Source organism: Moraxella canis (genome assembly GCF_034424565.1).
Classification (GTDB): domain Bacteria; phylum Pseudomonadota; class Gammaproteobacteria; order Pseudomonadales; family Moraxellaceae; genus Moraxella; species Moraxella canis.
In genome coordinates, this window is sequence record NZ_CP139961.1 from 671120 (window position 1) to 697037 (window position 25918).

Here is a 25918-nt window from a genome sequence, read left to right on the forward strand (position 1 = left end):
TGGGGAAAACCCTGCTAAGCCTTATAAACCCAAGGATAAGCCTATTCAACAGTTTAAATGATATAGTTATATTAAATTTTTTATTAGTTAAAATGATAAAATAATAATAATCAAAAAATGCCCTGTTTCACGCGATTGTCATAATACAAATATGGATATGATAATAAAAGATACTTTATACACAAACTATCCACAGGCTTATCCACAGCATATCTAGGTCGATATTGATAAAAAAAGGTCAAAATCTAATCATTTTGACCTTTTTAGTAGCTATGGCAGTGTCAGAACTGGGCAGTTTAACCCACCAGTTGTTTGGCGATCCAGTGCTTGACTGGGGGAAGGTTATTACTGACGCGTAAAGCCAAATCACGCACCGCACGCATGGGCGGCGTATCGGTTGTAAACAAGGTTACCATCGCATTGGTGCCATGATATAACGGTCTGGTGTGCGCCTGATGGCGACGATTATAGGTAGATAGCAGCTGATTTGAGCCAATATCCAAGCCACGGCGGTGCGCCTGCAGAATCAGTGGCGCCAAAGTGTTGGCGCTGAGCAGACCCAGGTTATAGCCGTGCGCAGTCACAGGATGCATGCCTACCGCTGCGTCACCTATAAGCGCTGCCCGATTGGCATTGAACCTATGTGCATGAACACCCATCAGTGGGTAATGGTGCACACTACCAGCGATGGTAAATGCACCAAATCGATCACCAAACATTCTTTGGGCTTCGTGAGCCAGCTGCTCAGGGCTAAGTTTTAATAGCTCATCTGCTTGCGTATTATCGAGGGTGATGACACAGTTGGTCATCGTATCATTCAGTGGCAGCAGCGCCAAAGTACGACCATATAAAAAGCACTCTTGGGCAGTGGCATGGTTTGACAGCGGATGGGTGACACGAAAGACAATGACGGTACGCCCAAAGTCATGCATCTGCGCCCCAATGCCGAGCATACGCCGCACACCAGATAGGCGGCTGTCTGCAGCGATCACAAGATCTGCCTGTAGCTGTCTGCCATCCATCAAGGTCACACAGGCTTTATTATCATCTGTATTGACATCCGTTACGGTCGCATCGGTAATGAGCGTGACATTATCCATCGTTGCCACTTCATCGTACAGTGCTTTTTTGATATTATGATTAGAAATTAAATTTCCAAGCCGATCCAGCGAACGCTGTAAGTGCATCAATTTGGGTACTTGAAAATGCAGGGCATAGTTTAGATGACCACTATACACCTTGGCATCTTTTAGGGGGTAAATCTCATCAGGGTTAAATCTTTGCCAAGCACCCAAATTTTGTAGAATTTCTTTGGAGGTGTTGGTCAGAGCAATCTCGCGACCATCGTAAGCAGGGTTTTGTAAGGCTGTCAATGGCGCTTTTTCGATCAGGGTCAAACGCAGATCGCTGCCCTTAAAAAATCGACAAAACGCAAGACCTGCTGGACCTGCTCCCACGATAATAATGTCACTGTGATGGGCACTGTCGCTCATAAATCTCTCTATCATAGATTGGCTTTAGCAAGATCGCCAAAGCAAGTCGTTTTTATTTTAATCATTTATTCTTGGGAAGTCGGCTCTTCAGACTGATAATTCGCCAGTTCATGACGCACCGCCACTTTTACCCAAGCGCGTAAATCTTCAGAAAGCTGAGCCATGTGCTCACCCAAAAATTCATCGATCTGCCCAGACATGCTCTGAATCAAGCGAGCTTCTAGCTCATCGACATTCGGTGACTCAAGCACTTTGGCGTCATCATCTTTCAAAGAAGTGGTCTCAATGGTATGAATCAATCGGTTGGCTGATGCAGAATCGCTGTTTTTTTGCATACCTTGGGCGACAGCAGCATCAAAATCTTCGTGCTGAAAACGAAAATCCTTCACCAAAAGCTCACTGTCAAGCAGATCAATAATATCATCAAGCTCTTGGTAAATGGCAGTGCGCGCTTCGGACGGTGTGGCAAGCCAGCGCTTGGCAAAATTGATACTGGGTGAAAAATTAGCCATATCAAACCTTCAGTTTTTTTTAATCGTGATCATTATTGTAATTCAAAAGTGCCATCCGTGCAATGACGAGGATCTATTTGGCAAATTTTTGTTTCATTGAAGCTGTTTGCACGATTTCAAAGCCTGTTTTGGTTGAATTTTCAATCACGAACATCGCCATCAGACCTTGAGCATCAGCAAGCGCCAAAGCCTCAGGGTATGGCAATGCTGTCAAAGCCGTCGCCCAAGCGTCTGCCAATGCCACTGTCTGATGCAGCACGGTCACACTGGGCGCATTATTTGCCACAGGTTCGCCTGACACAGGGTGGATGGTATGGCTAAAACGCACGCCATCATACTCCACTGAGTTACGATAGCCGCCCGATGTCGCCAAACGCATGGGCTCACCGACAGGCTGCGTCAAAGTGGTCAAAACGGTTCTACTGGCAACGCTACTATCAACAACAGGCGCATCGATGCCAAGCATCCAAGGCTTGCCTTTGTCATTGACGCCCAAAGTCGCCACCTCGCCACCAATCTCTACCATATAATTGACAACGCCATAATGATCATGCAAAGTATCAGCGATCACATCTACCGCATAGCCTTTGGCGATGGCAGAAAAATCAAGCCCAACACCGTCCACTGTTTTGCTCAGCTCATGCCCGTTTAGCATCACTTTTTCAAGCCCCACCAAGCGCTTGGCATCGGCAAGCTCATCTGCCTTAGGCGGTGATTGCAAGCGCTCAATGCTCATCCGACTGCCAAATCCCCACAGCTCAACCAAAGGGTACACCGTTGGGTCAAATGCATGGTGCGATGCTTCATAGACAGTCAGGCTGTCGCTAAGCACCTGCACAAAATCATCATCAATCATCAAGCTTTCGCCAGCAGGCAGGCGATTAAATCGGCTGATGGTGCTATTTTCTTGGTAAGTGGACATGCTGTCATTGATGGCTTTGAGACGCTCATCAATGGTGGCTTGAATCTTTACGGCATCACTGGCATTATCCGCATGTTCAAAACGGATATGATAGCTTGTGCCCATGGTTTCGCCGCTGATGGTCTGATAAGTTGATTGCTGGCTACAAGCCGTCAGCATGACAGCCGTCATGATGGCTATGGGGGCGTGGCGCATTGTGTGCCTCTTTTGAAATGAGTTAAGCAAAAATTAAATGGATGGGTTTTAGGTTACTGTGATATTTTTTTGCCATGTGGTGAAGCGAAATCTAAGCCCACTTTTATCACAATCAAAAACCTTCGTTTCGTCTGTTTTTATGAATTTCTCATCAATCTCAGGATAAAAGGCATCCCCTTCAATGACCGTATCAACTTCGGTGATCTCAAGTATATCTGCCATATCTAAGCTTTGGGCATATATCTCGCCGCCACCGATGATAAAGATTTTATCTTGGTCTTTAGTCTGGGCATAAGCTTTGGCAAGCATAATGGCATCTTGAAGTGACTGAGCCGTGATGGCGCCGTCATAATGAATCGGCTGGCGCGTGATGACATAGTGTGCCCGATTTGGCAATAATCGGGGCAGCGACTCAAACGTCTTACGCCCCATGATGATCGCCCCACCATCAGTCATGCGCTTAAAATGCTGCAGATCGGCAGGGATGTGCCAAAGCAGCTGATTGTCCTTACCGATGGCGCGATTTTGACTCATCGCAACAACATGCACAATTTTGATATCGTCGCTCATACTGCCACTGCCGCTTTGATGGCTGGATGAGCGTGATAATTCACAATCTGAATATCGTCAAAGGTGAATTCAAAAATATCTTTGACGGCTGGATTGAGCTTGAGCGTGCAAAGCGCCAATGGCTCACGGCTTAGCTGAAGTTTGGCTTGCTCAAAGTGGTTTTGGTAAAGATGCGTATCACCGCCCGTCCACACAAATTCGCCCACCTGCAAATCGCATACCTGTGCGATCATATGCGTTAATAGCGCATAACTTGCGATATTAAAAGGCACGCCCAAAAATACATCTGCGCTGCGCTGATACAGCTGACAAGACAATTTACCATCGACCACAAAAAACTGAAACAGAGTATGGCAAGGTGGCAGCGCCACTTGGGCAGCTTCGCTCGGATTCCATCCTGATACGATCAAACGGCGCGAATTGGGATTGGTCTTAATTTCATTGATAAGCCACGAAATCTGATCAAATCCATCGTCATTATAGCCATCATGATCTTTGGTTGCGCCAAAATTTCGCCACTGATGACCATATACTGGACCTAAGTCACCCGCCCGCCTGCCAAATCGCGCCGTCTGCTCTGGCGTCGCCCATTCATCCCAAATCGTCACCTGATTGGCGCTCAGATAGTCGGTATTAGTTTCACCCTTTAAAAACCATAAAAGCTCATGAGTGATGGATTTCATGTGCACTTTTTTGGTGGTGAGCAGCGGAAAGCCTTTTGCCAAATCAAAGCGCATCTGATAGCCAAAGACCGAACGCGTGCCTGTGCCTGTACGGTCGCCTTTGTCCGCCCCTTGATCCAAAATATGCTGTAATAATTCAAGATATTGCTTCATTTGGCTTTATTCCAATCATAAATCTGTTTTTGATATGCCATCACCATCAAAATCACTCCGATGACGATCATGGGCAGGCTGTACAGCTGACCTTTACTCATCCATCCAAAAATCAGCTCATAGCCCACATCTGGCTGGCGGAAAAACTCTGTCGTAAAACGGCTCAAGCCATAGATCAGTAAAAACATCGCCGACACCGCATAGCGCGGTCTTGGCTTGGCGCTGAACCACCAAAGTACAATGAATAATAAAATGCCTTCGGTCGCTGCTTGATACAACTGAGAAGGATGGCGCGGCAAAAGCAGATATCCACCAATATCAGCAGCAATCTGCTGCAAGGCAGGATTGGCTTGAATCATCTCAAAATCTGCATTGGCAGCCTGCGGAAAATACATCAAATGCGACGCATCTGAATGAGACACCCTACCCCAAAGCTCACCATTGATAAAATTACCAATCCTGCCAAAGAATAAGCCTGTCGGTACACAAGGGGCAATAAAATCAAGTACCGTAAAAGGCGCTTTTTTATATTTATGTGCAAAATACCACATGGCAAGCAGTACGCCCACAAAGCCGCCATGAAAGCTCATGCCCCCTTCCCATACTCGAAATAAGTACAAAGGATTGGCAATCAATTCACTAAAATTATATAAAATCACATAGCCGATGCGACCGCCCAAAATGACGCCCACCGAACCAAAAAACACCAAATCCGACACCATCTCAGCGGTAAAATCGGCTCGTGATTTGGTGCGGACCCATGCCAAAAAATAAGCCGCCGCAAAGGCAAGCAAATACATCAAGCCATACCAATGCAGCTCAACGACGCCCAAATCTAAGGCGACAGGATCAATCTGCGGATGAACGATTGCCATATATTATCCATACTCATAATAAACTGCGCTTATTATAGCGGATTTTGGGTGATTTTGCTAAGTGGCACTTTTGAAATTATATTTATCGCACCAAACAGTGCATTTTGGTCAAATGCGCTGACAAACGACTCGATGAGGCGGCGCTGTCTCATCATCCACAGAAATAAAGGCATCGTTATCAAGCGTCTCAATGCGCATGGTATAACTCTCACCTGTAGACTCAGTAGACTCAAGCCAATAAGGGATGATGGATAAAATGGGCGAGTAATCAAGCTTGGTGACTTCGGTAGCCATATAGGTATATCTATCACGATCGGCAGACCAAGTGCCAGTATCGCTATAGCGCACGACACCAGTAATCCCTCCATAAGATGGATAAGACTCTCTACCTACCTGATGCGTGGTATAAGTCTTATCAGCAAAATACTCAATCCAACCATACAAGTTAAAATTAAATTCAGGAGTTTTATAATCTGACTGACAAAACCAAGTACCCACTATGAGCTTTTCTTGGGCGCTAAGCGTAGGCGTGCTCTTAGCATGAGCATTCATACCTATACTGACCACACTAAGACAGATCATGCCAACTATAGTCAAACGATGTTTCATCATATTATCCTTAATATGTCATTATCCAAAATAAATCATCTAATAAACGCTCATCATAACAAATTCTTCACCAAAAAGGATCATTTATCCTAACATCCATCAAAAACCCCCAAAGACAGTTTGCCTTTGGGGATTTGATACGGTTAAGACTTAAAGCCTAAGCGTGAATTACATCATGCCGCCCATACCGCCCATGCCAGGAGCTGCCATCGGCGCTTCTGGTGCTGCTTTTTCAGTGATCATCACTTCGGTGGTCAGCATAAGGCCTGCCACAGAAGCTGCGTGCTCTAGCGCTGAACGAGTCACTTTGGCAGGGTCTAAGATACCCATCTCAAGCATATCACCATATTCGCCTGATGCGGCGTTATAGCCATAGTTGCCAGTGCCATTTTTGACTTCATTGACGATCACAGAAGCTTCATCGCCTGCGTTGGTAACGATTTGGCGAAGTGGCGCTTCCATCGCGCGACGTAAGATATTGATGCCTGCGTTTTGGTCTTCGTTATCACCTTTTAGGTCGTTTAATGCGCCCAAAGCACGCACAAGCGCTACGCCACCACCAGGAACCACACCTTCTTCAACGGCTGCACGCGTTGCGTGTAAGGCGTCATCCACACGGTCTTTTTTCTCTTTCATTTCGGTTTCGGTTGCAGCACCAACTTTGATCACCGCAACACCGCCTGACAGTTTTGCCACGCGCTCTTGTAGTTTTTCTTTATCATAATCAGACGTTGATTCTTCGGCTTGACGGCGGATTGACTCTACACGCGCTTCGATGTCGGCTTTATCGCCTGCGCCATCAACAATCACGGTGTTTTCTTTACCGATGGTTACTTTCTTAGCAGTGCCCAGGTGCTCAATCTCAGCTGACTCAAGGCTTAAACCCACTTCTTCAGAAATCACCACACCACCAGTCAAGATGGCGATATCTTGTAGCATGGCTTTACGGCGATCGCCGAAGCCTGGTGCTTTGACCGCACAGGTCTTCAAGCCCCCGCGCAAGGTGTTCACCACCAATGTTGCCAAAGCTTCGTTTTCTACATCTTCAGCGATGATCAATAGCGGACGGCTGGTTTGCATGACTTTTTCAAGCAAAGGCACAATCTCACGGATATTTGAGATTTTCTTGTCCACCAAAAGAATGAACGGATTGTCAAATTCGCAAGTTAGGCTGTCTTGCTTATTGGCAAAGTATGGGCTGATATAGCCACGGTCAAACTGCATGCCTTCGACCACTTCAAGCGCATCTTCAAAACCTGATCCTTCTTCTACGGTGATCACGCCTTGTTTGCCAACAGTTTCCATCGCTTTAGAGATCAGCTCACCGATAGTGGTGTCTGAGTTGGCTGAAATTGAGCCAACTTGTGCGATGGCTTTATGGTCGTTGGCAGGTGTTGAGATGGCGCGAATTTCTTCGACAGCAGCGCGTACAGCTTTATCAATACCACGCTTAAGGTCCATTGGGTTCATGCCCGCTGCGACAGTTTTCATGCCTTCAACCAAGATCGCTTGAGCAAGCACAGTTGCGGTAGTTGTGCCGTCACCTGCCACGTCGTTGGTTTTTGCAGCGACTTCACGCACCAGCTGCGCACCCATATTTTCAAATTTATCTTCAAGCTCGATCTCTTTTGCGACGCTCACACCGTCTTTAGTGATGGTTGGTGCGCCAAATGATTTATCGATCACCACATTGCGTCCTTTTGGACCCAAAGTGACTTTGACCGCATCTGCCAAAATATTGACGCCATCAATCATTTTTTCACGAGCGCTTGTGCCAAAGCTTACATCTTTTGCCATGTTATACTCCGAGTTTTGATTTTAATTAAAATATTAACTGTTAAAATAGTGATATTAGGCTTCCAATACGCCCAATACATCGCTTTCTTTCATGATTAGCAGCTCTTCGCCATCAACCTTGACGGTTTGACCTGCATATTGACTAAATAGTACCGTATCGCCAACTTTCACATCCAGTGGGCGTGCTTCGCCATTGTCGCGCACCAAGCCGTTGCCTGCAGCGATGACTTCGCCTTGTTGTGGTTTTTCGGCAGCTGAGCCTGGCAGCAGGATACCGCCTGCAGTTTTTTGCTCTTCTTCGGTACGACGAACAACAATGCGGTCATGTAGTGGACGAATTTTCATAATCACTCCGTTAACTAAGATTTTACAAAGGAAAAATTAAAATAGTTGTGTGTGCTTTTTGGAGTCGCGCTGCTAAATTTCAAGCCATTTTCCAAAAATTTTTTGTATTTGATTGACTGGTATTGATTTAATGCTGTCACTTTATAAATGTATCAAATTGTTACTGCCAAAGCATTATTGATGACATAAACACGACAAAGCGATCGAGATTTTGGCTTGAGATTATCGCAAAAACGTCCATTATATGAGCATACCTAAAAGAATTGACTTAAGATTTGGAGAGAGTTTTGAAAAAATCATTGATGACTTTGTTAGCCGCTTCTACATTTGTGGCTCTGCCTGTGGCGGCTGTGGCAGCTGATTTGCCTGGTTATTCAGCGACCTATCGAGTGAGTGCTGATGGCAAAACGGGTACAGCGACGCGCACACTGACCAAGACTGGTAATAACTATAAATATACGGTCAATGCGCGTGCCGCTGGCGTTGCCACCTTAAATCAAGAAGCGACTTTTAGCCTATCTAACGGTCGCATTTTGCCAAGCTCATCGACGATGTCCGCACGCATCTTAGGCATTGGCAATACTCACAGTATCCGCTTTAATAATGCGCGTAAGTCAGTGGTTAGCACTTATAAAGGCAAAGCCACTACTTTAAATATGCCGCGTCAAGCCTATGATGATCTAAGTTTAGAGGCACAAATTCGCCAAGAGCTGATTAATGGTAAATTCAGTGGATCGTATCAATTGGTCAAAAAAACCGAAATCGAAACCACAAAATTCCGCCGCGCGGGTAACACCAAAATCACCGTGCCTGCGGGTACCTATGATACTGTGCGCATCGATCGCATCCATGACGATCGCAACCGCGCGACCAGCTTTTGGCTTGCGCCAAGCCTAGACTATCTGCCAGTGCGCGTCAGCCAAACCACAGAAGGCAAAATTATCTCAATGGAGCTGACTAAGGTCAATTAATCTAATACATCTATAAAACAAGCCCTGTTGCTCACAAGGCTTGTTTTATTTGGTTTGATTGATTTGTTTGTGCATCGCAGGTAGGCGCTTGAGTAAGACAAATAACTGATAATTAATCATCAGTAAAATTGAAAACTCAATTATCTTTATTATACCGACCGCTATTGGTGCTTGTTCATAAATTCGAAGCAATGCCAACACGCCACCCACACCCAAATAAACCAATAAAACCATACTTGCCCACATCAGCGCATAGGCAGAAGTGCCTCGATGCACCCAAGGCGTAAAAAGCAAAGCCGGCATCAATGCCAAAAGCTGCACACCGACGCCTGCCCACACAGAAGCACCTGTAGTTAAACTGACAGTCAAAGGATAAACAATCAAGGCAATCAATATCCAAGCATACCAACTCAGGCGTAGCGCTCGGCGTATCGGTTCGGCAGGCTTGGCAGATTTAGAGACTCTCATAGATCGCCTGCTTGAAGCTGCTTGACCAGCGTCGCCAAACGCACACCTTGAGCGATGGCTAGCGCTTGCTCGTCTTGAGTAATGACATGCTGATGCTCTGCGCCCGACACATGGCTTGCACCATAGGGCGTCCCGCCGCGCGCCGTCATGGATAGCTCAGGATGCGCATAAGGCAATCCCATCAACAGCATACCATGGTGTAATAATGGGATCATCATCGTCAAAAGCGTGCTTTCTTGACCGCCGTGCATTGAGCCTGATGTGGTAAAAACGCAAGCAGGCTTGCCTTGTAGCTCACCTGACAGCCATGCTGAAACGGTATTGTCCCAAAAATACTTAAGACTTGCCGACATATTACCAAAATGCGTCGGACTGCCCATCGCCAAACCTGAACAGCCGATCAGCTCATCTGGTGTGCAATACAAATCGCCTTCATCAGGAATGGCAGGCTGCGTCTGTTCGGTAACCAAAGAGACTTTAGGCACTCGGCGAATGACAGCTTTTATGCCCGTATCAGTCACCCCTTGGGCGATCAAATAAGCCAGCTGCTTGGTGGCGTGTTTATTGGTATCATATAAAACAAGTATATAAGGTGTGGTCATAAATTTATCATCTTAGTTGGCATCGTTTGGCATTATAACAAGATTTATCTTAAATAAACAAACTTAGCTACCTAAAATCCATCTACATTTATTGGCAATCCCATAAAAACTTCTTACACACTCTAAAACTTTGATACATAATTGTACAAAACTTCGCCTGTAATATGCCGTAATATTTGTTACACTAGTGCGATATTGGGTGATAAACATTTAATTGGATATTATGGCAAATTTTTTAAACAAACTTCCTTTTGCGCACCACGCTTGGTTTATGTATTTACGCTTGCTTGTGCGCCACTTCATTGACGACGATACGCAGCAAAAAGCAGCCAGTCTCACTTATACCACCTTGCTTGCACTTGTGCCGATGCTGACGGTTGTTTTGGTGATTTTTTCAAGCGTACCTGCTTTAGAAGGGTTACGCGGACAAGTTCAGCAAATGATTTCTGACAATCTTTTTCCTGCCGCTGGTGATCAAGTGGCAGGTTATATTCAGTCTTTTGCAGAAAATTCGAGCAATTTGGGGCTTGTGGGTGTGGCAGGTTTGTTTGTTACCGCCATTATGACCTTAAATACCATTGAGCACGCATTCAATAAAATCTGGCGCGTCCAAGAGCGCTCAGGGGGTGCCGCGAGCATCATTCGCTATTGGACAATTATTACTTTGGGTCCTGTGATTTTGGGGGTGGCATTTGGTGCATCTAGTGCCATTCAAAGCGTGGATTTTTTAAATCGTCAAATCGCAGGTTATGGCATTGATTGGGGTATTTGGGCATATTTGATTTCAGTTGCGCTAATGACTTCTGGATTCATTTTACTGTATTGGTTCATTCCCAAAGCTCAAGTGCCATTTAAAAATGCTGCCATTGCAGGTATTGTCACTGCGGTACTTTTTGAGAGTGTGAAGCACATTTTCGGCACAGTAATGAACAATTTCACCAGCTACGAAGCCATTTATGGCGCCTTTGCTGCTCTGCCGATTTTCTTATTATGGATTTATATTTCTTGGAATATCATTCTTTTGGGTGTACAAATCAGCTACACTTTGACGATTTTTGATACCAAAGAAGTGCCTGTTCGCCATCCGCTGCTGAGCATTTTGGATATGCTGAATTTGGCTTATAAGCGCTATCAAAATGGTGACGTGGTGAGTGAAAATGAGCTGCGTGGTATGCTGGGTCGTAAAGAGCTGCCAAAATGGAGCATTTATTTAGATCAATTGGTGAGTAATGATTTTATTACCGAGACCAAGAATAATGAGTACATCCTTAAGACCGATCTTAGCACAGTGAATTTTTGGCAGTTTTATAAAAGCCTACCGTATCCGCTGCCCATTCGTAGTGAGCTTGATCAGTTAGAATCTGCAGACTACGATCCTTGGTTCATTGAGCTGTATCATCACTTGGATCAAATTGAAAGCGCTGCCATCAAAGAGCTGGATATGCCTTTGGCAAAACTGTTTGAGACAGCACCCCTGCGTGAAAAACAAGAGATTGTGCGCATCGTTTCTGAAGACACTGACGAGATTGGCGAAACCCAAGGCTTTGATAATAACGCACGCCGTACCATTGATGAGTCGGGCAATCTGGTTGTCATTCCTGATGGCGAAGCCTCATTTACAGAAAGCAAATTTACCAAAGCCTTGCGCATCTTCAAAAAAGCGCGTCATATCTTTGGTAAAAATAAGCAGCATATTAATGAAATCAAACGCATCATTGACAAATGATCATTCATTGATTTAATTACTTAAAATCACCCTGGTTATTACTGGGGTGATTTTGTATCTTTAGTTTTTTAAACCGTAAAAGATACAAATAGAGATACAAAAATGACCAATATCCACCTTGTGTGTGAATAAATTAGGCAATAAAAAATCCTAAGTCATTGATTAACTTAGGATTTTTTTAATGATTGGTGGAGATGGCGGGAGTTGAACCCGCGTCCGCCAGCACTACATCTATGAGTCTACATGCTTAGATTCTGTCTATGGCTTTAATCCGCACCGAACCGACAGTCAGGATGGATTGGACGATTTGCTAGAAGATTCGCCAATATCATCGCAACGCTGATCTTGGCTAGCCTCTGTGCGTTCGCATCGGGGAGAGCAACCAGACCAAAGGCAATCTGTGCCGTCCCAAACAGCCCTTAGGCTGCTAGTGCGTAAGTTTCGTCGTTTGCGACTATTTTAAATGTATGTTGATTTACAAGAGTCACACGCTCTTGACATGCATCATTAGGTTTCGCTACCAGCGTCGAAGCCAGAACATCCCCCAGATTCTTCACTATATCAGCTAAAGACTTATTTGTCAAGAAAGCTGTCTATCTTAGGATCAATATACCGTGGTATGACAGTTTTATTGCCAGATTTATCAATATAATACGCCTCATCTCCATCAACCACATAAGCGGCACCTGACAAAAAATCGTAGGCTAAATCGTATTTAATATCAATCACCACCTTACCCGTCTTATCAATAAAGCCGTACTTATGCAGCGGCTCGCCATATTCATCAGTTTGACCAGACTTCATCGTCACCGCTGCCAGACCTTCTGAAAAGTCTTTGGCAGAATCAAACTGTGGACGGATGGCGACTTTGCCAGATTTGTCTAAAAATCCGTATTTATCTTTTTGTTTAAATAGCACCAAACCTTCTTCAAACCAATCGCCAACGACCTCATATTTTGGGCGTATCACGATGTTACCAGAAGTGTCAATGAAACCATATTTGCCGTCCTGCTCGATCTTAGCACGCCCTTCCCAAAATCCCCAAGCGTCGGTAAACCGCGGGTGGATGGCGACTTTGCCAGATTTATTTAGGTAGCCATATTTATCACGGTGACGGTATAGCGCCAAGCCATCACTAAAAGGATAAGCCTCTTGATAGATCGCAGGAATCACGACCTTACCTGTTGAATCGACATAGCCATATTTACCCGCCTTGACGATGGGTGCAAGCCCTTCAGAATAGCCACAATCAGAATCAATGGTAGCAAATTCAGCATCTTCTGGCAGCGGCGTGGCAGCACAAGCCGGCAAATCATCGTCATCAAAGCTGTGCGTGCTGATGGTATTTGCCAAAGTAGGCACAGCCATCATCAAAGCGATGATCGGTAGTATGGTTATGGTTGGTTTGATATTCATGACTATAATCTCAATCTGAGCGCAAATTTTTAAGCAGCTATTTTGGCATAAAAACCATCAAATTACCATCACCATGATTGAGTTTGATGATATGAAAATACAAGGCATCATCTTGCTTTAGCCAAGCGCCTGAATGATGGCATCTTTTAATTGAGCCAAGATCTCATCGTCCAAAGACGCGCCCTGTAATCCACTCAAATAAAACACGTCCTCCGCACGCTCGCCGAGCGTCGTGATACGCGCGCCATGCACTTGGATGTTTAGCTCGCTAAATACCGCACCGACTTTGGCAAGGAGTGACGGTCGATCTTTGGTGATCAGGTGCATTTTGTGATGCCCTTGGTGCGCCAATGATGTTGCTTCAGAAAAGTGAACTTGGGTGGGGACGGTAAAATGTTTAAGCTTACCATCCATCTCAAAGACTCTCGAAGGCGCATGCACACCGCCGGCTTTTAGACCCTGCTTAAGCCCTGATATCATCTGACTGGTACGCTTAGGACTCATCAGCAGCGGCATGCTGCTGTCCGTCGGCAATAATCGATCTATGATCACATAAGAATCCACCGCCGTACTGATGCCATCTATACTTGCCGATAAAATCGTCGCATCAAGCACCGATAGCCCCAACTGATCCAAAATACAAACCGTCGTGGCAAATAAATTATCCTGATCGGGCGCACAAATCAGCAGCTGCATCCCTCGTAAGGACACATCGCCATGCTCTCGGATGGCGATGATTGGCTCGCCTTTTTTGAGCTTATGTTCTGCTGCTAAGATCTCGGCTGACTGCCAAGCGATATCCATGTGCTTTTGTTTTAAAAAATACTCCTCCCCAAAGCCATCCCAAAGTGCCTTTAGTCGATGATTATCTACCATAGGCAAGAGATTCTGCGCTTTATTTTTGCGGTTGGTGATGACGATGTCTTTATCGACAATGTGGCTGCCCAAGCTGTGAACTTGATGGACGCTGACATACAGCTGCTTGAGCAGCGTGGCGCGCCAAGTATTCCAAAGCTGACTATTCGTCGCATTCATATCCGCCACAGTCAAGACATACAAATGATTTAGCCGAGTGATGGATCTGGTAAATTCAGCAAATTTGGCAATCACCTCAGGGTCGCTGATGTCTTGTTTTTGGGCAATCAGCGACATCGTCAAGTGTTCTAATACCAACCACCGCACAAGCTCGCTGTCTGTCTCGCTCATGCCATGCGACACACAAAACTCATAAGCATCCGCCGCCCCAAGCTTAGAGTGATCACCCCCACGACCTTTAGCGATATCATGAAAAATCGCAGCGATTACCAAAATGTCCTTACGCGCAATTCTTTGATAAACCTCGGTCACCAGTCCATATTTATCTTGATTATCAACGCGATCATCACCGAAGCGATGCAGTATGCGCACCAATAATAAAGTGTGCGCATCCACCGTATAGCGGTGGAACAAATCATACTGCATAAGCCCCATGATTTTGCCAAAAGCAGGTAGATAATTACCAAGCACCCCAAAGCGTTTCATCAGACGCAAGCGATGAAACAGGTAATTTAATTCTTGTAAATTGGCTAAAAATAATTGGCGATGCACGGGGCTATTTCGGTAGTCTTCATCAATCACATCGCTAGCCGCATAAATTGCCCGAAGCGTGCTTGCTGCGATCTGACGAATGCCCTTTTGACCCATCACCAAAAAAATTTTTAATAAATTGGCAGGATCTACCAAAAACGCATCTGAGCGGCGAATGGCAATTTTGGCAGGTCTTGACTGATGATCACAATCAGACTGCATCAGATAAAATGTCTCGTCGATATCAATCAGACGCGCCGTGGTTGCCAAATAGTTTTCATAAAAATATTCGCACAGCACTTCTGAAAAAGCCGCAATTTTCATGGCGTGTTGATAATACACGCGCATCATCGCCTCTAGAGCCTGAGTCACCTCTCGGTGAGTGGTATCTGAAGTCCGCGTATAATAGCCAAACCGCTCGGCGATCGCTTTTTGGTAGTCAAATAACAGCCGATCCTCACCACGACCTGCCAATGTATGTAAATGATGGCGAATGCACCATAGATAGCGCTGACCTGCCTGCAAGATGGCGCATTCGTTTTCGTTGATAAAGTCAGTGGTCGCAAGCACCGCGATATCCGAACTGCCAAAATAAAATCGCCCAAACCATCCAATAATATGGATATCCCGAAGCCCACCAGGTGCGTTTTTGATATTTGGCTCAAGGTTATATTCTGTGGCATTGTGCGCCAAATAGCGGGCTTTGGATTCTGCCATTTTAGCATCATAAAATGATTTGGCATCCCAAACCGCTTTGACGGCTTGGCTAGGCAGCTTAGATAAAGCCTCATTACCCACCAAAATCCTTGCCTCAAGCATGGCAGAAGCAATGGTCTGATCACTGACAGCAGTGCGCATCTCATCGACACTTCGCACCGAAAAAGCCGGCGTAATGCCAATATCCCAAAGCATCGCCACAAAAGACTCGATCGGCTTGGCAGCTTGGTTGATTTTATCGCCGATCAGCAAGATATCCACATCCGAAGCCGGCAAAAGCTCGCCGCGACCATACCCGCCCACCGCAAATAACGCAAAATCCTTGGGAAATTGATAACAATCAAACAACTGCACCAAGATCATATCGATCGCAAGCGTGCGCACTTTGATCAGATCAGCGATATGATGAGGCGCATCAATGCCATGAGCGACGACTTGGGCGTCGATGGCTTCATTAAGCTGATTTAGATAAGCGTGAATCACGGCGCTGTCTGGCGATGAGTCTTGAATGGGTGGGGGCAGCGTGATATCAAGATGGCAAGACTTGGCTAAGTGTGAAAAGTTTTGGGCGGTAGAATTTGGCATGATCAATCCATCATATAAAATACGCTTCATCCTAGCACAAATTCATCATCAGCAACAAGAAAAATCAAGGCAGCCTAAGCTGCCCTGATCCAGATAAATTAGCGTCAATTAGCCATTAGCTTGTTAAAAAGCTTAAATCTTCTTCGGGGCGCACTGTCGTTACGATACAGCCGTTATCGGTGACGATTAAGGTATGCTCCCATTGGGCGGATAATTTGCGGTCTTTGGTGATGGCAGTCCAGCCATCTTTCATGACTTTGGTTTGCCACACGCCTTGATTGATCATCGGTTCAATGGTAAATGCCATGCCTGTTTTTAGCTCAACGCCTGTACCTGCTTTACCATAGTGCAGAACTTGGGGCTCGGCATGGAAAGTCTGACCGATGCCATGACCACAAAACTCGCGCACAATGCTAAATCGCTCAGGCTCAACCACCGCTTGGATGGCAGCGCCGATGTCGCCCAAATGCGCGCCATTTTTGACCACTTTCATGCCTGCATACAGCGCTTCTTGTGCCACTCGGCAAATGCGCTCAGCCATGACCGAACCTTGACCGACAATCCACATCTTAGAGGTATCACCATAGTAGCCATCTTTGATGACCGTAATATCAATATTAATGATATCACCTTCTTTTAACAAACGCTCGTGATCAGGGATACCGTGGCAGACCACATGATTGATTGAGGTGCAGATCGACTTGGGGAAACCATTATAGTTCAGCGGTGCAGGGATGGCGCCGTGGTCAAGAATGTACTGATGCGCGATGTCATCAAGAGCGCCAGTGCTGACGCCAACTTTGACGTGCTCATCTAGCATCACCAAGACATCAGCAGCCAGTTTGCCAGCAATTTTCATTTTCTCAATGGCGGCATCATCTAAAATCGGGATATTTTTATTCATCATAGTCAGCTTTAGTATCTTAATGAGTTCGCCAGCTATTTTACCGCAAAAGTCATTTGGATGCCATCTTTGGTATGATCAGCTAGGGCTAAGCCAATGAAAAACCCAGTCGCACAATCAGACTGGGCTTAAAATCAGATGTCAGGATCAGTCAAGCAAATCATGCTCGCGCGCTGCTTGCAAAATCACACTTGAACGATTGCCCGTACGGCAAAAGATGTGAAGCGGACGCTGACTTTGATTATAAAAATCTGCAAACTCTTGCACATGATGCATCTCAAGCATCCCGCCTGAAAATGGAATCTGGCGATACTCAATGCCATGCTCTTTGGCAGCCTTGGCGATTTCGTCCGACAAGGGCTGATTGGGTTCTTCGTTATCTGGGCGGTTGTTTACCAGCGTTTTATAGCCTTGGTCTGCCAATGCTTTGACATCATCGGGGGTGATTTGACCTGAAATGGTGATCAGCTCGCTCATAATTTTTCCTTAAAATTTTAGCCAAATTTCATATTAGCTTACTCCGATTTGGATGATTTGGCAAATCATTTCACCGCTTACGCCATAGGATCGAGCAGGTGCGAATGACCCATGAGTCAAATGCCAAAAATCCTGTTTGATTGTCTTAAAAATATGCTAAAATTTGGGGGATATTATTCATCATTTTACACATTACTTTTTATAGAGTCAGCAAGTCATCGCTCGCCCATCCGTCAGCGGGATGACAAGCCACAGGATAGGGATTAGCCATGCCATTACCATTTTTAAAACAGCGTCTAGCCAACATCATCCCAACCAAAGCACCTGATACCAATCCCCAGACATCAAGCCTGGATAGCAACTATCCGCACTTATTTGAGCCGCTGGATTTGGGCTTTACCACACTCAAAAATCGTGTTGTAATGGGTTCGATGCACACAGGTCTTGAAGACCGATTTTATAATTATGGCAAGCTGGCTACTTATTTTGAAGCCCGAGCCAAAGGCGGCGTAGGACTCATCATCACTGGTGGAATCGCGCCCAACCGTGAAGGATGGCTGACGCCTGTGGGCGGCACGCTCAATCGCTTGGGCGATGTGGTACATCATGCGCGCGTGACCCGAGCGGTGCATAAGCATGGCGCTAAGATTTTATTACAAATTCTACATTCAGGACGCTATGGGTACCATCCTTTTGTGGTGGCGCCAAGCCCAATCAAATCGCCCATTTCACCGTTTAAGCCGCGACAAATGAGCCAAAACAACATCCGATCAACCATCGCTGATTATGCCCATACCGCCAAACTTGCCAAGAAAGCAGGCTATGATGGCGTTGAAATCATGGGTTCTGAAGGGTATTTGATCAATCAATTTTTATCCGCACGCACTAATAAACGCAAAGATGAGTACGGCGGCAGCTTAGAAAATCGCATGAGATTTGCTGTCGAAGTGGTGCGTGCAGTGCGTGAAGCGGCAGGCGTGGATTTTATCATCACTTTCCGCCTATCGATGATTGAGCTGGTCGAAGATGGCGCGACCATGCAAGATGTGATCGCACTTGCCCAAGCCCTAGAGTCGGCAGGCGTAAGTATAATTAATACTGGCATCGGCTGGCATGAAGCGCGCATTCCCACCATCGTCACGAGCGTGCCTAGAGCTGCGTTTACGCGCTACACCGCCGCCGTCAAACAAGCCGTCAGCATCCCAGTGATTGCCGCCAATCGCATCAACATGCCTGAGACTGCCGAAGAGATTTTATCGAGCGGTCAGGCAGATTTGGTGCAGATGGCGCGTCCTTTTTTGGCGGACAGCGACTGGGTGAATAAAGCTGCAAGCAATCAAGCACATCTGATCAATACCTGCATTGGCTGTAATCAAGCGTGTTTAGATCACACCTTTGCCAATCAGCGCGCCTCTTGTTTGGTCAATCCTTTGGCGTGCTTTGAAAGCGAAATCAGCGTCAAACCCACCCAAAAGCCCAAGAAAATCATCGTCGTTGGCGCAGGGGTGGCAGGTCTGTCAGCAGCTGTGACTGCCGCCAGTCGTGGGCATGAAGTGACAATCTATGAGCAGCGCGCGCACATCGGCGGTCAGTTTAATATGGCTAAAGTGATCCCAGGCAAAGAAGAATTCTTTGAGACGATCCGATATTTCCGCGAACAAATCAAGCACCTAAATATCACTGTACACCTAAACACTGTGGTAGATAAAGCCATGCTCGATCAACAAGCGGCAGACCATGTGATTGTAGCCACAGGTGTGGTTCCACGCATGCTGCCTTCACTTGAAGGTGCAAATTTGCCACAAGTGATCAGCTATAGCGAGCTTTTGACTGGTCAAAAGGTTGCGGGCGAACGTGTGGCAGTGCTTGGCGCAGGCGGTATTGGCTTTGATGTGGCTGAATTTTTGACGCATGGCAGCAGTGTATCCGATGCCGTCAATGATGCAACTTATAAACCCAAAGCAATGGATGCCGATGCGTTTTTTACACATTGGGGCGTGGATAAGCAGGCGCATTATCAGCCCAAAGGTGCGCTGGTTGAGCCCAATTACGCCAGCCCTGCGCGTCAAGTATATCTGCTGCAGCGCAGCGAAGGTAAGCTGGGTAAAACCTTAAATAAAACCACCGGATGGGTGCACAAAGCCGCCATCAAACAAGCCGGCGTTATTCAGATTGCAGGCGCCAATTATGATAAAGTCACCGACGAAGGCTTGTGGGTCACTATTGATGGCAAGTCTCAGCTTCTGCGCGTCGATACGGTTGTGCTGTGCGTCGGTCAAGAGTCCGTCAATGACTTGATGCCAAAGCTTGGCGACACGCCCAAGGCAGATTATCAGGTGATTGGTGGTGCCAAATCTTCTGCTCGACTCGATGCCAAGCGAGCCATTCGAGAAGGTTTTGAGCTGGCTGTAAGATTATAAAATCCTTATCTTTCAATTAGTTAACATGATAAAATCTCCCAAAGCTTTATGGCTTGGGAGATTTTTTAGGCGACATGTCAGCGTGATTATTTGAATTCAATTATCGATAGCTTAAAGCTTCTGCCACATGCGCTGTTTTGATGTGCTCGCTGGCAGCCAAATCCGCAATGGTGCGCGCCACGCGTAAGATGCGGTGGTAGCTGCGAGCAGACAAGTTAAGCTTGGATTGAGCCATCTTGAGCATTTGCTGTTCTTGATGACCCAATATGGCGACTTGATCAAGCTCACTGGCTGTCAGCTCATAATTGGCTTTGCCTTGACGGGTCACTGCCATATCGCGTGCTGCCACGACTCTTTGACGAACCTCATCTGATGACTCACCCTTTGGCGCGCTTTGTAAATCCTCGATGGGCAAAGCAGGTACGGTAATATGTAAATCGATGCGATCTAGCAAAGGTCCTGATAGTTTATCTTGATATTTTTTAATTTGCTCAGGTCGGCAGCGGCAGCGGTTCGTGGTGTCGCCGTGATACCCACAAGGGCAAGGGTTCATGGCAGCGATCAGCTGAAAATCAGCAGGAAATGACACCTGAGCATTAGCGCGAGAGATGGTAATCTGCTTGGACTCGATGGGCTGGCGCAAGGTTTCGAGTGTTTTACGATCAAATTCTGGAATCTCATCAAGGAAAATTGCACCTTTGTGGGCTAGGCTTATCTCACCAGGTTTGGGTTTTGAGCCGCCGCCAACCAAAGCGGTGGCAGAGATGGTGTGGTGGATGGCACGAAAAGGTCGCTCGCCAAAGGCATACTCCGCGCCTGCAATCGAGTAGATGCTCGCCACCTCCAAGGCTTCTGCCTCGGTCAGGGGCGGCAAAATACTAGGCAGGCGCGATGCCATCAAAGTCTTGCCTGATCCAGGTGACCCTGTAAATAGTATCGAGTGACCGCCAGCCGCCGCAATCTCAAGCGCTCGGCGTGCATGATGCTGCCCTTTGACATCTGCCAAATCATACGCATACTGCGTCACTTGGGGCTGATGTGGCAAAGTCGCTATCGGCAAGACATCCGCTTGATTTTGGCTGATGCCGCTCACCACATCCAAATGACGACAAACCGCCGCCAAATGATCAGCGGCAAGCACCGTCATATCGCCCACCTTCACCGCTTCACAGGCGTTCATACTTGGCATAATCAGCGTGCGAGGCTTGTCATCATGACGGGCAGACTTAATGGCGCGAGCAATAGCAAGTGCACCAGAAACAGGTCTAAGCTCGCCATTGAGCGCAAGCTCTCCCACAAATTCAAAATCTGCCAAGACCTTATCATCAATCTGACCGCTGGCAGCCAAAATACCCATCGCAATCGGTAGATCCAGTCTCGCCCCATCTTTTGGCAGATCGGCAGGCGCAAGATTGATCGTCAAGCGGCGATTGGGAAATTCATATCCTGAATTAATCAGCGCCGATCGCACCCGATCCTTACTCTCGCGTACCGAAGCTTCGGGCAGCCCGACGATGGTTAAGGCTGGCAGCCCTTGGGAGAGATGAACTTCAACAAATACTTGCGGCGCCTGTAATCCAACAACCGAACGCGTAAAAACTTTGGCAAATGACATAAAAATAAGCGCTTAATAATAAAAAAAATAAGCCCAAAAGCCGCCGATCAGTGCGGCTTTCGGGAGGAAAAATGCATACTGCCAAACTCAATCTGGCGCAACCGTCACCAACACTCGAATGCTGTCAGGCACAAGCGATAAATTATCAAGCGCCTGCAAACCTTGAGCTTTGAGCTTTTCAAGTGCTAAAATCTCATCGTCGCGAACATTAGGATTGATCGCCTGAAGGCGGATCAGTCGCCCAATTTCTTTATTCATATAATCGCCAAAAGCAGTTTTGGCTTGGGCGCTGATTTGATCAAGCTGCGCGCCTGCAATGCGTTTGGCATCTTGGGTTCTGGCGTCGATGACGGCTGCACGCGCCTTGGCAACTTGACGAGCACGCCCCTTATCCAAGCGGTCAATGAGTGGTAGAATTTTTTCACTGGTGGCGACTTGACTTAGATCATCTCCACGCTCACTCAAAAATACGCGCAAGCTTTGCTTAGGCAAATAAGCCGATAAATTCAACGACTTGGCGGCGATGGCCTCAATACGAAACTGATTTTCGATCATCAGCATCCCTTTTGGTAGCGCCGCTGATTTGAGCAGCCCAACTTGCGTATTACCAAAAGTACCTGTCAAAATCATCTCAAGGATGGCTTGGATCAGCGGATGCTCATAGGTCATATAATGCATATCCTCACGAGCAAGCGCCTGCTGTCGGCTGAAGGTCAAAGTCATGCCATCTTCATCCAAAGGCAGGCTTTCGATGCCTTCCACATCAACTTCAGAGGCATCAATCGGATGGATAATCCATGAACCATCACGCTGCACACTATAATCCATGCCCACCGCCGTCAAATAGCGATCCAAAAACAGCGGTAGCAATTTGTTATCATCAAGCTCACGCATGGCGACCTCAATGCGCGCTGCGACATTCGGGCGGCATGAGTTATACTCAAGCAGTCTGTCACGACCTGCTTGTAGTGCTTCTTCTAGCTCTTGGCGATAGACAGACGCTTGAGCGATGAGCATGGCTAAATTTTCACGATTTTGGGGCGTGTCAGCACCTTCAAGCAGCAGCTTTAGCTCTGCGATAAAAGCCTCTTGAACGGATTGCGCCGTGGGGCTGATTTGATTAAAGATATTAAGCGCACCATCATACCAATTATACAGACGCTCTTGGGCAGTGCCCATCACGAAAGGCACATGAAGCTGAATCTGCGCAATTTGACCGATACGGTCAAGGCGACCGATGCGCTGCTCAAGCGTATCAGGATTGGCAGGCAAATCAAATAATACCAAGTCTTGGGCAAACTGAAAATTACGCCCCTCCGAGCCAATCTCAGAACATAATAAAATCTGTGCGCCAGCGTCATCCGCAAAATATGCCGCGGCTTGGTCGCGCTCAAGCAAGCTCATCTGCTCAGTAAAGATCGCAGTCTTGATGCCTGCATACAGCCGAAGCACCGCCTCTAAGCTTTCGATGGTAGCGCCGCTGCGAGCGATGAGCAGCACTTTTTTGTGCTTAAGCTCTTGACGCAATAGCCCAATTAGCCAAGCAACTTTGGGATCATGCTCAAGCCATGCACCATCTGGATATTGCTCCTCACCCCACAGCTGCTCACGCAATTTGCCTTGGGTGTAATGCGTGTTTTGCCATGCCGTTGGCAAAGGCAGCGGATAAGGAATGCTGGTACGCCCAAAAAACCCTTGGACGCTATCACGCGTATTACGGAATAAAATGCGCCCTGTGCCATGACGATCCAAAAGCTCATTAATCACATGCGTGCGCAGGCGTTCATTGGCATTAATATCCGCCAACTCCACTTCTTCAAAGCCCAAAAGTCCTGCCACTGCACGGATTTGCTTGGCGCTCAAATCCTGACCATCAATCAACAAAGACGCTACCATCGCCACATCTTCAAAGGCATCTTGAGCGGCAATAAAATCATCCAAATCATCAAAACGGTGCGGATCAAGCAGGCGCAGACGCGCAAAATGACTCTCTACGCCCAACTGCTCAGGTGTCGCGGTCAATAACAGCACACCTGCGATACTGGCAGCAAAATCAGCGACCAAGTCATACTTATCATTACCGCCTTGTTCAGGATCCCAATGCAGATGATGCGCCTCATCAACAACCAATAAATCAAAACCTGCTGCATACGCCTGCTCATACAAATCCCGATGATCAAGTAACAAATCCATACCTGCGATGATGAATTGCTCGGTCAAAAAGACATTTTGATCGGGATTGTGCTCCTTGATGGCAGCGGTGCGCACCAAATCAAACAGCGCAAAATCTAAATTAAAGCGGCGCTTAAGCTCAATCATCCATTGATATTGCAAGCTGTCAGGCACAAGCACAAGCACACGATTCACCTTGCCTGTCAGGATTTGCTGATGCATGATCAGACCAGCTTCGATGGTCTTACCCAGCCCCACCTCATCTGCCAATAGTACGCGGGGTGCAAGCCGCTTACCCACCTCATGCGCGATGTACAACTGATGAGCAATGATATCAACACGCGCTCCAATCAGGCCACGCAGCGGATGGCGCGCAAGCATCGCCTGAATGCGCAGTGCATCTTGGCGCAGCTCATACCAATCCGCCCCTTCGATACGTCCCGCCAGCAGACGCTCAAGCGGTTTTGATAAAGTGATATTTGCCGCAAGCCGCGTCTCCATCAAGCTTTTGCCGCACGTCAAATGATAGCGCATCACGCCTGCGATATTTTCGCAGCTGGCCACTTGATACAAATTACCCTCTTGGTCAGTGATGTCATCGCCCGCTGAAAACACCACCCGTGACAGCAGCGCAGACGCCTTGGCATAGACGCGCGTTTCTTCACTTTGGGGAAATAAGATATGGACACAGCGGTCATCAACATCAATCACCACGCCAAGCCCTAGGCTTGATTCGCTGTCGGATAAGTAACGCTGACCAATGGCAAAATTATCGCTCATAAAATACTCAGTTCGTGTGTTATTTTCAAAATTGCTTGCTTTTGGCAAACTTACTATTTTACTTGAAATAAGTAGAATTTACATTAATTTTCTTTATGGCTATTCAGGGCAATATTTTCAAGATTTGAAAAGTGATGGCGCATGATATAATGAAAAACGAACGCATTTATGAAAGGATAAGACCAATGAAAGCTGTTTTTTTGGATGCAGGTACATTCTCTGCGCAGGCGCGCCTGCCCACCCCTGACGGCGTGACAGACTATCAAATCTACGACCAAACCCCACAGGATGATGAGATCATCATCACGCGGTGCAGCGACGCTCAGATTGTGATTACTAATAAAGTCATGATGACGCGCGATATTTTAAACGCTCTACCAAAGCTTAAACTCATCCAACTGACCGCCACTGGTATGGATAATGTCGATAAACAAGCCTGTCAAGACTTAGGTGTCGCGCTCAAAAATGTCGCAGGGTATTCGGTCAATAGTGTGCCTGAGCATACTTTGATGATGATGCTTTCAGTCATGCGTGGCGCCAAATACTATCATCAGCGCGCCACCGATGGCACTTGGCAAGCAGATGGACGGTTTTGTCTATTAAATGAGCCGCTATTTGATTTACATGGTCGGACGCTTGGCATCATCGGTGCAGGCACGATTGGGCGACGCGTGGGTGAATTGGCAAAAGTATTTGGCATGACGGTCTTATACGCCGAACATCAAGGCAAAGCGCCACGCAGTGCAGAATACACCGAGTTTGAAACTGTGCTAAATAGCAGCGATGTGATCAGTTTGCACTGCCCCTTAACCGATGACACCAAGCACCTGATCAATGCCGACACGCTCGCCAAAATGCACAAAAAACCACTGATCATCAATGTTGCTCGCGGCGGCGTAGTGTGTGGCGCAGACATCGTTCATGCGCTTGGCAAGGATCAGATCTTAGGCTATGCCTCGGATGTATTTGAGTCTGAACCCTTTAGCGACAATGATCCGCTGCTTAACATCGCCGATCATCCGCGCGTACTGTTTACGCCGCATAATGCCTGGGGTAGTCTTGCTGCTCAAGAAAAACTTTGGGGAATTTTAGCCAATCAAGTCACCGATTTTATCAATAACCCTCCAGCTGATCATCCCTAACACATCTGATCACGAAAAAAAAGCCTTTTGAATATTCAAAAGGCTTTTTTAAAGATGGTGGCGAGAGGCAGGATCGAACTGCCGACACACGGATTTTCAATCCGTTGCTCTACCAACTGAGCTATCACGCCAAAGTGCGCGTATTAAACCAAAAAAAGCGGTAGCGGTCAAGTGTTTTTCATTAAAATGACAGATTTTTCTTA

Annotated in this window: 21 protein-coding genes, 1 tRNA gene and 1 other RNA gene; 4 read left to right on the forward strand and 19 right to left on the reverse strand. The window is 46.7% G+C overall.

The window, feature by feature from the left end; all coding sequences use genetic code 11:
- Positions 1 to 296: 296 nt before the first annotated feature.
- From ubiM to groES, 9 genes are all read right to left on the reverse strand, one after another.
- Positions 297 to 1493, reverse strand: coding sequence for a 5-demethoxyubiquinol-8 5-hydroxylase UbiM (gene ubiM, locus U0021_RS02945; RefSeq protein ID WP_114800277.1), 1197 nt, complete (start codon positions 1491 to 1493; stop codon positions 297 to 299).
- A 65-nt stretch (positions 1494 to 1558) separates the two neighbouring features.
- Positions 1559 to 2005 carry a hypothetical protein gene (locus tag U0021_RS02950; RefSeq protein WP_064620725.1) on the reverse strand — a complete coding sequence of 149 codons (447 nt, stop codon included), beginning with the start codon at positions 2003 to 2005 and terminating at the stop codon, positions 1559 to 1561.
- Between the two features lie 73 nt (positions 2006 to 2078).
- A complete protein-coding gene (locus tag U0021_RS02955) occupies positions 2079 to 3122 on the reverse strand; it encodes an FAD:protein FMN transferase (RefSeq protein ID WP_114800276.1) in 1044 nt (347 codons plus the stop codon).
- Between the two features lie 48 nt (positions 3123 to 3170).
- Positions 3171 to 3692: a dihydrofolate reductase gene (locus U0021_RS02960; RefSeq protein ID WP_114800275.1), complete on the reverse strand. Its 522-nt coding sequence runs from the start codon at positions 3690 to 3692 to the stop codon at positions 3171 to 3173.
- On the reverse strand, positions 3689 to 4528 hold the full coding sequence (locus U0021_RS02965; RefSeq protein WP_114800274.1) for a thymidylate synthase: 840 nt from the start codon (positions 4526 to 4528) through the stop codon (positions 3689 to 3691). The genes U0021_RS02960 and U0021_RS02965 overlap by 4 nt, the downstream gene beginning before the upstream one ends.
- Positions 4525 to 5403 (reverse strand): prolipoprotein diacylglyceryl transferase, encoded by an 879-nt coding sequence (gene lgt, locus U0021_RS02970; RefSeq protein ID WP_114800273.1) that lies wholly within the window; start codon positions 5401 to 5403, stop codon positions 4525 to 4527. Before lgt ends, U0021_RS02965 begins: the two co-directional genes overlap by 4 nt.
- A 108-nt stretch (positions 5404 to 5511) precedes the next feature.
- Positions 5512 to 6012 carry a hypothetical protein gene (locus tag U0021_RS02975; protein WP_114800272.1) on the reverse strand — a complete coding sequence of 167 codons (501 nt, stop codon included), beginning with the start codon at positions 6010 to 6012 and terminating at the stop codon, positions 5512 to 5514.
- Between the two features lie 168 nt (positions 6013 to 6180).
- The gene (gene groL, locus U0021_RS02980; RefSeq protein ID WP_049237155.1) at positions 6181 to 7809 is read right to left on the reverse strand and encodes a chaperonin GroEL; all 1629 of its coding nucleotides are present in this window, start codon (positions 7807 to 7809) and stop codon (positions 6181 to 6183) included.
- A gap of 54 nt (positions 7810 to 7863) precedes the next feature.
- Positions 7864 to 8157, reverse strand: a complete 294-nt coding sequence (gene groES / locus U0021_RS02985; protein WP_201030233.1) for a co-chaperone GroES — start codon at positions 8155 to 8157, stop codon at positions 7864 to 7866.
- Positions 8158 to 8456: 299 nt separating this feature from the next.
- Here groES and U0021_RS02990 point away from each other — a divergent pair, with 299 nt between their 5' ends.
- Positions 8457 to 9125, forward strand: a complete 669-nt coding sequence (locus U0021_RS02990; RefSeq protein WP_114800297.1) for a DUF3108 domain-containing protein — start codon at positions 8457 to 8459, stop codon at positions 9123 to 9125.
- A gap of 45 nt (positions 9126 to 9170) precedes the next feature.
- On the opposite strand, the gene U0021_RS02995 is transcribed toward U0021_RS02990, so the two are convergent.
- Together U0021_RS02995 and wrbA are read right to left on the reverse strand one after the other, a co-directional pair.
- Positions 9171 to 9593, reverse strand: coding sequence for a hypothetical protein (locus U0021_RS02995; protein ID WP_114800271.1), 423 nt, complete (start codon positions 9591 to 9593; stop codon positions 9171 to 9173).
- Positions 9590 to 10195: an NAD(P)H:quinone oxidoreductase gene (gene wrbA / locus U0021_RS03000; RefSeq protein WP_114800270.1), complete on the reverse strand. Its 606-nt coding sequence runs from the start codon at positions 10193 to 10195 to the stop codon at positions 9590 to 9592. Before wrbA ends, U0021_RS02995 begins: the two co-directional genes overlap by 4 nt.
- A gap of 223 nt (positions 10196 to 10418) precedes the next feature.
- Here wrbA and U0021_RS03005 point away from each other — a divergent pair, with 223 nt between their 5' ends.
- Entirely contained in the window at positions 10419 to 11921 is a 1503-nt protein-coding gene (locus U0021_RS03005; RefSeq protein ID WP_114800269.1) for a YhjD/YihY/BrkB family envelope integrity protein, read from the forward strand.
- Positions 11922 to 12107: 186 nt separating this feature from the next.
- Here U0021_RS03005 and ssrA read toward each other — a convergent pair.
- The 5 genes from ssrA to U0021_RS03030 form a co-directional block, all read right to left on the reverse strand.
- Positions 12108 to 12466: a transfer-messenger RNA gene (gene ssrA, locus U0021_RS03010) on the reverse strand.
- A gap of 28 nt (positions 12467 to 12494) precedes the next feature.
- On the reverse strand, positions 12495 to 13337 hold the full coding sequence (locus tag U0021_RS03015) for a WG repeat-containing protein (RefSeq protein WP_114800268.1): 843 nt from the start codon (positions 13335 to 13337) through the stop codon (positions 12495 to 12497).
- A 117-nt stretch (positions 13338 to 13454) separates the two neighbouring features.
- Positions 13455 to 16205, reverse strand: coding sequence for a [protein-PII] uridylyltransferase (gene glnD / locus U0021_RS03020; protein ID WP_114800296.1), 2751 nt, complete (start codon positions 16203 to 16205; stop codon positions 13455 to 13457).
- A gap of 115 nt (positions 16206 to 16320) precedes the next feature.
- Entirely contained in the window at positions 16321 to 17109 is a 789-nt protein-coding gene (gene map, locus U0021_RS03025) for a type I methionyl aminopeptidase (RefSeq protein WP_114800267.1), read from the reverse strand.
- Positions 17110 to 17256: 147 nt separating this feature from the next.
- Positions 17257 to 17586 carry a TIGR01244 family sulfur transferase gene (locus tag U0021_RS03030; RefSeq protein WP_049237051.1) on the reverse strand — a complete coding sequence of 110 codons (330 nt, stop codon included), beginning with the start codon at positions 17584 to 17586 and terminating at the stop codon, positions 17257 to 17259.
- A gap of 269 nt (positions 17587 to 17855) precedes the next feature.
- Here U0021_RS03030 and U0021_RS03035 point away from each other — a divergent pair, with 269 nt between their 5' ends.
- Entirely contained in the window at positions 17856 to 20006 is a 2151-nt protein-coding gene (locus U0021_RS03035; RefSeq protein WP_114800266.1) for an NADPH-dependent 2,4-dienoyl-CoA reductase, read from the forward strand.
- Positions 20007 to 20106: 100 nt separating this feature from the next.
- Here U0021_RS03035 and U0021_RS03040 read toward each other — a convergent pair whose 3' ends face one another.
- A complete protein-coding gene (locus tag U0021_RS03040; RefSeq protein ID WP_114800265.1) occupies positions 20107 to 21621 on the reverse strand; it encodes a YifB family Mg chelatase-like AAA ATPase in 1515 nt (504 codons plus the stop codon).
- An 87-nt stretch (positions 21622 to 21708) separates the two neighbouring features.
- A complete protein-coding gene (rapA, locus tag U0021_RS03045) occupies positions 21709 to 24573 on the reverse strand; it encodes an RNA polymerase-associated protein RapA (protein ID WP_114800264.1) in 2865 nt (954 codons plus the stop codon).
- A 185-nt stretch (positions 24574 to 24758) separates the two neighbouring features.
- Between rapA and U0021_RS03050 the strand changes: the two genes are divergently transcribed.
- Entirely contained in the window at positions 24759 to 25715 is a 957-nt protein-coding gene (locus U0021_RS03050; protein WP_114800295.1) for a D-2-hydroxyacid dehydrogenase, read from the forward strand.
- A gap of 55 nt (positions 25716 to 25770) precedes the next feature.
- Here U0021_RS03050 and U0021_RS03055 read toward each other — a convergent pair.
- Positions 25771 to 25846, reverse strand: a tRNA-Phe gene (locus tag U0021_RS03055).
- Positions 25847 to 25918 lie beyond the last annotated feature (72 nt).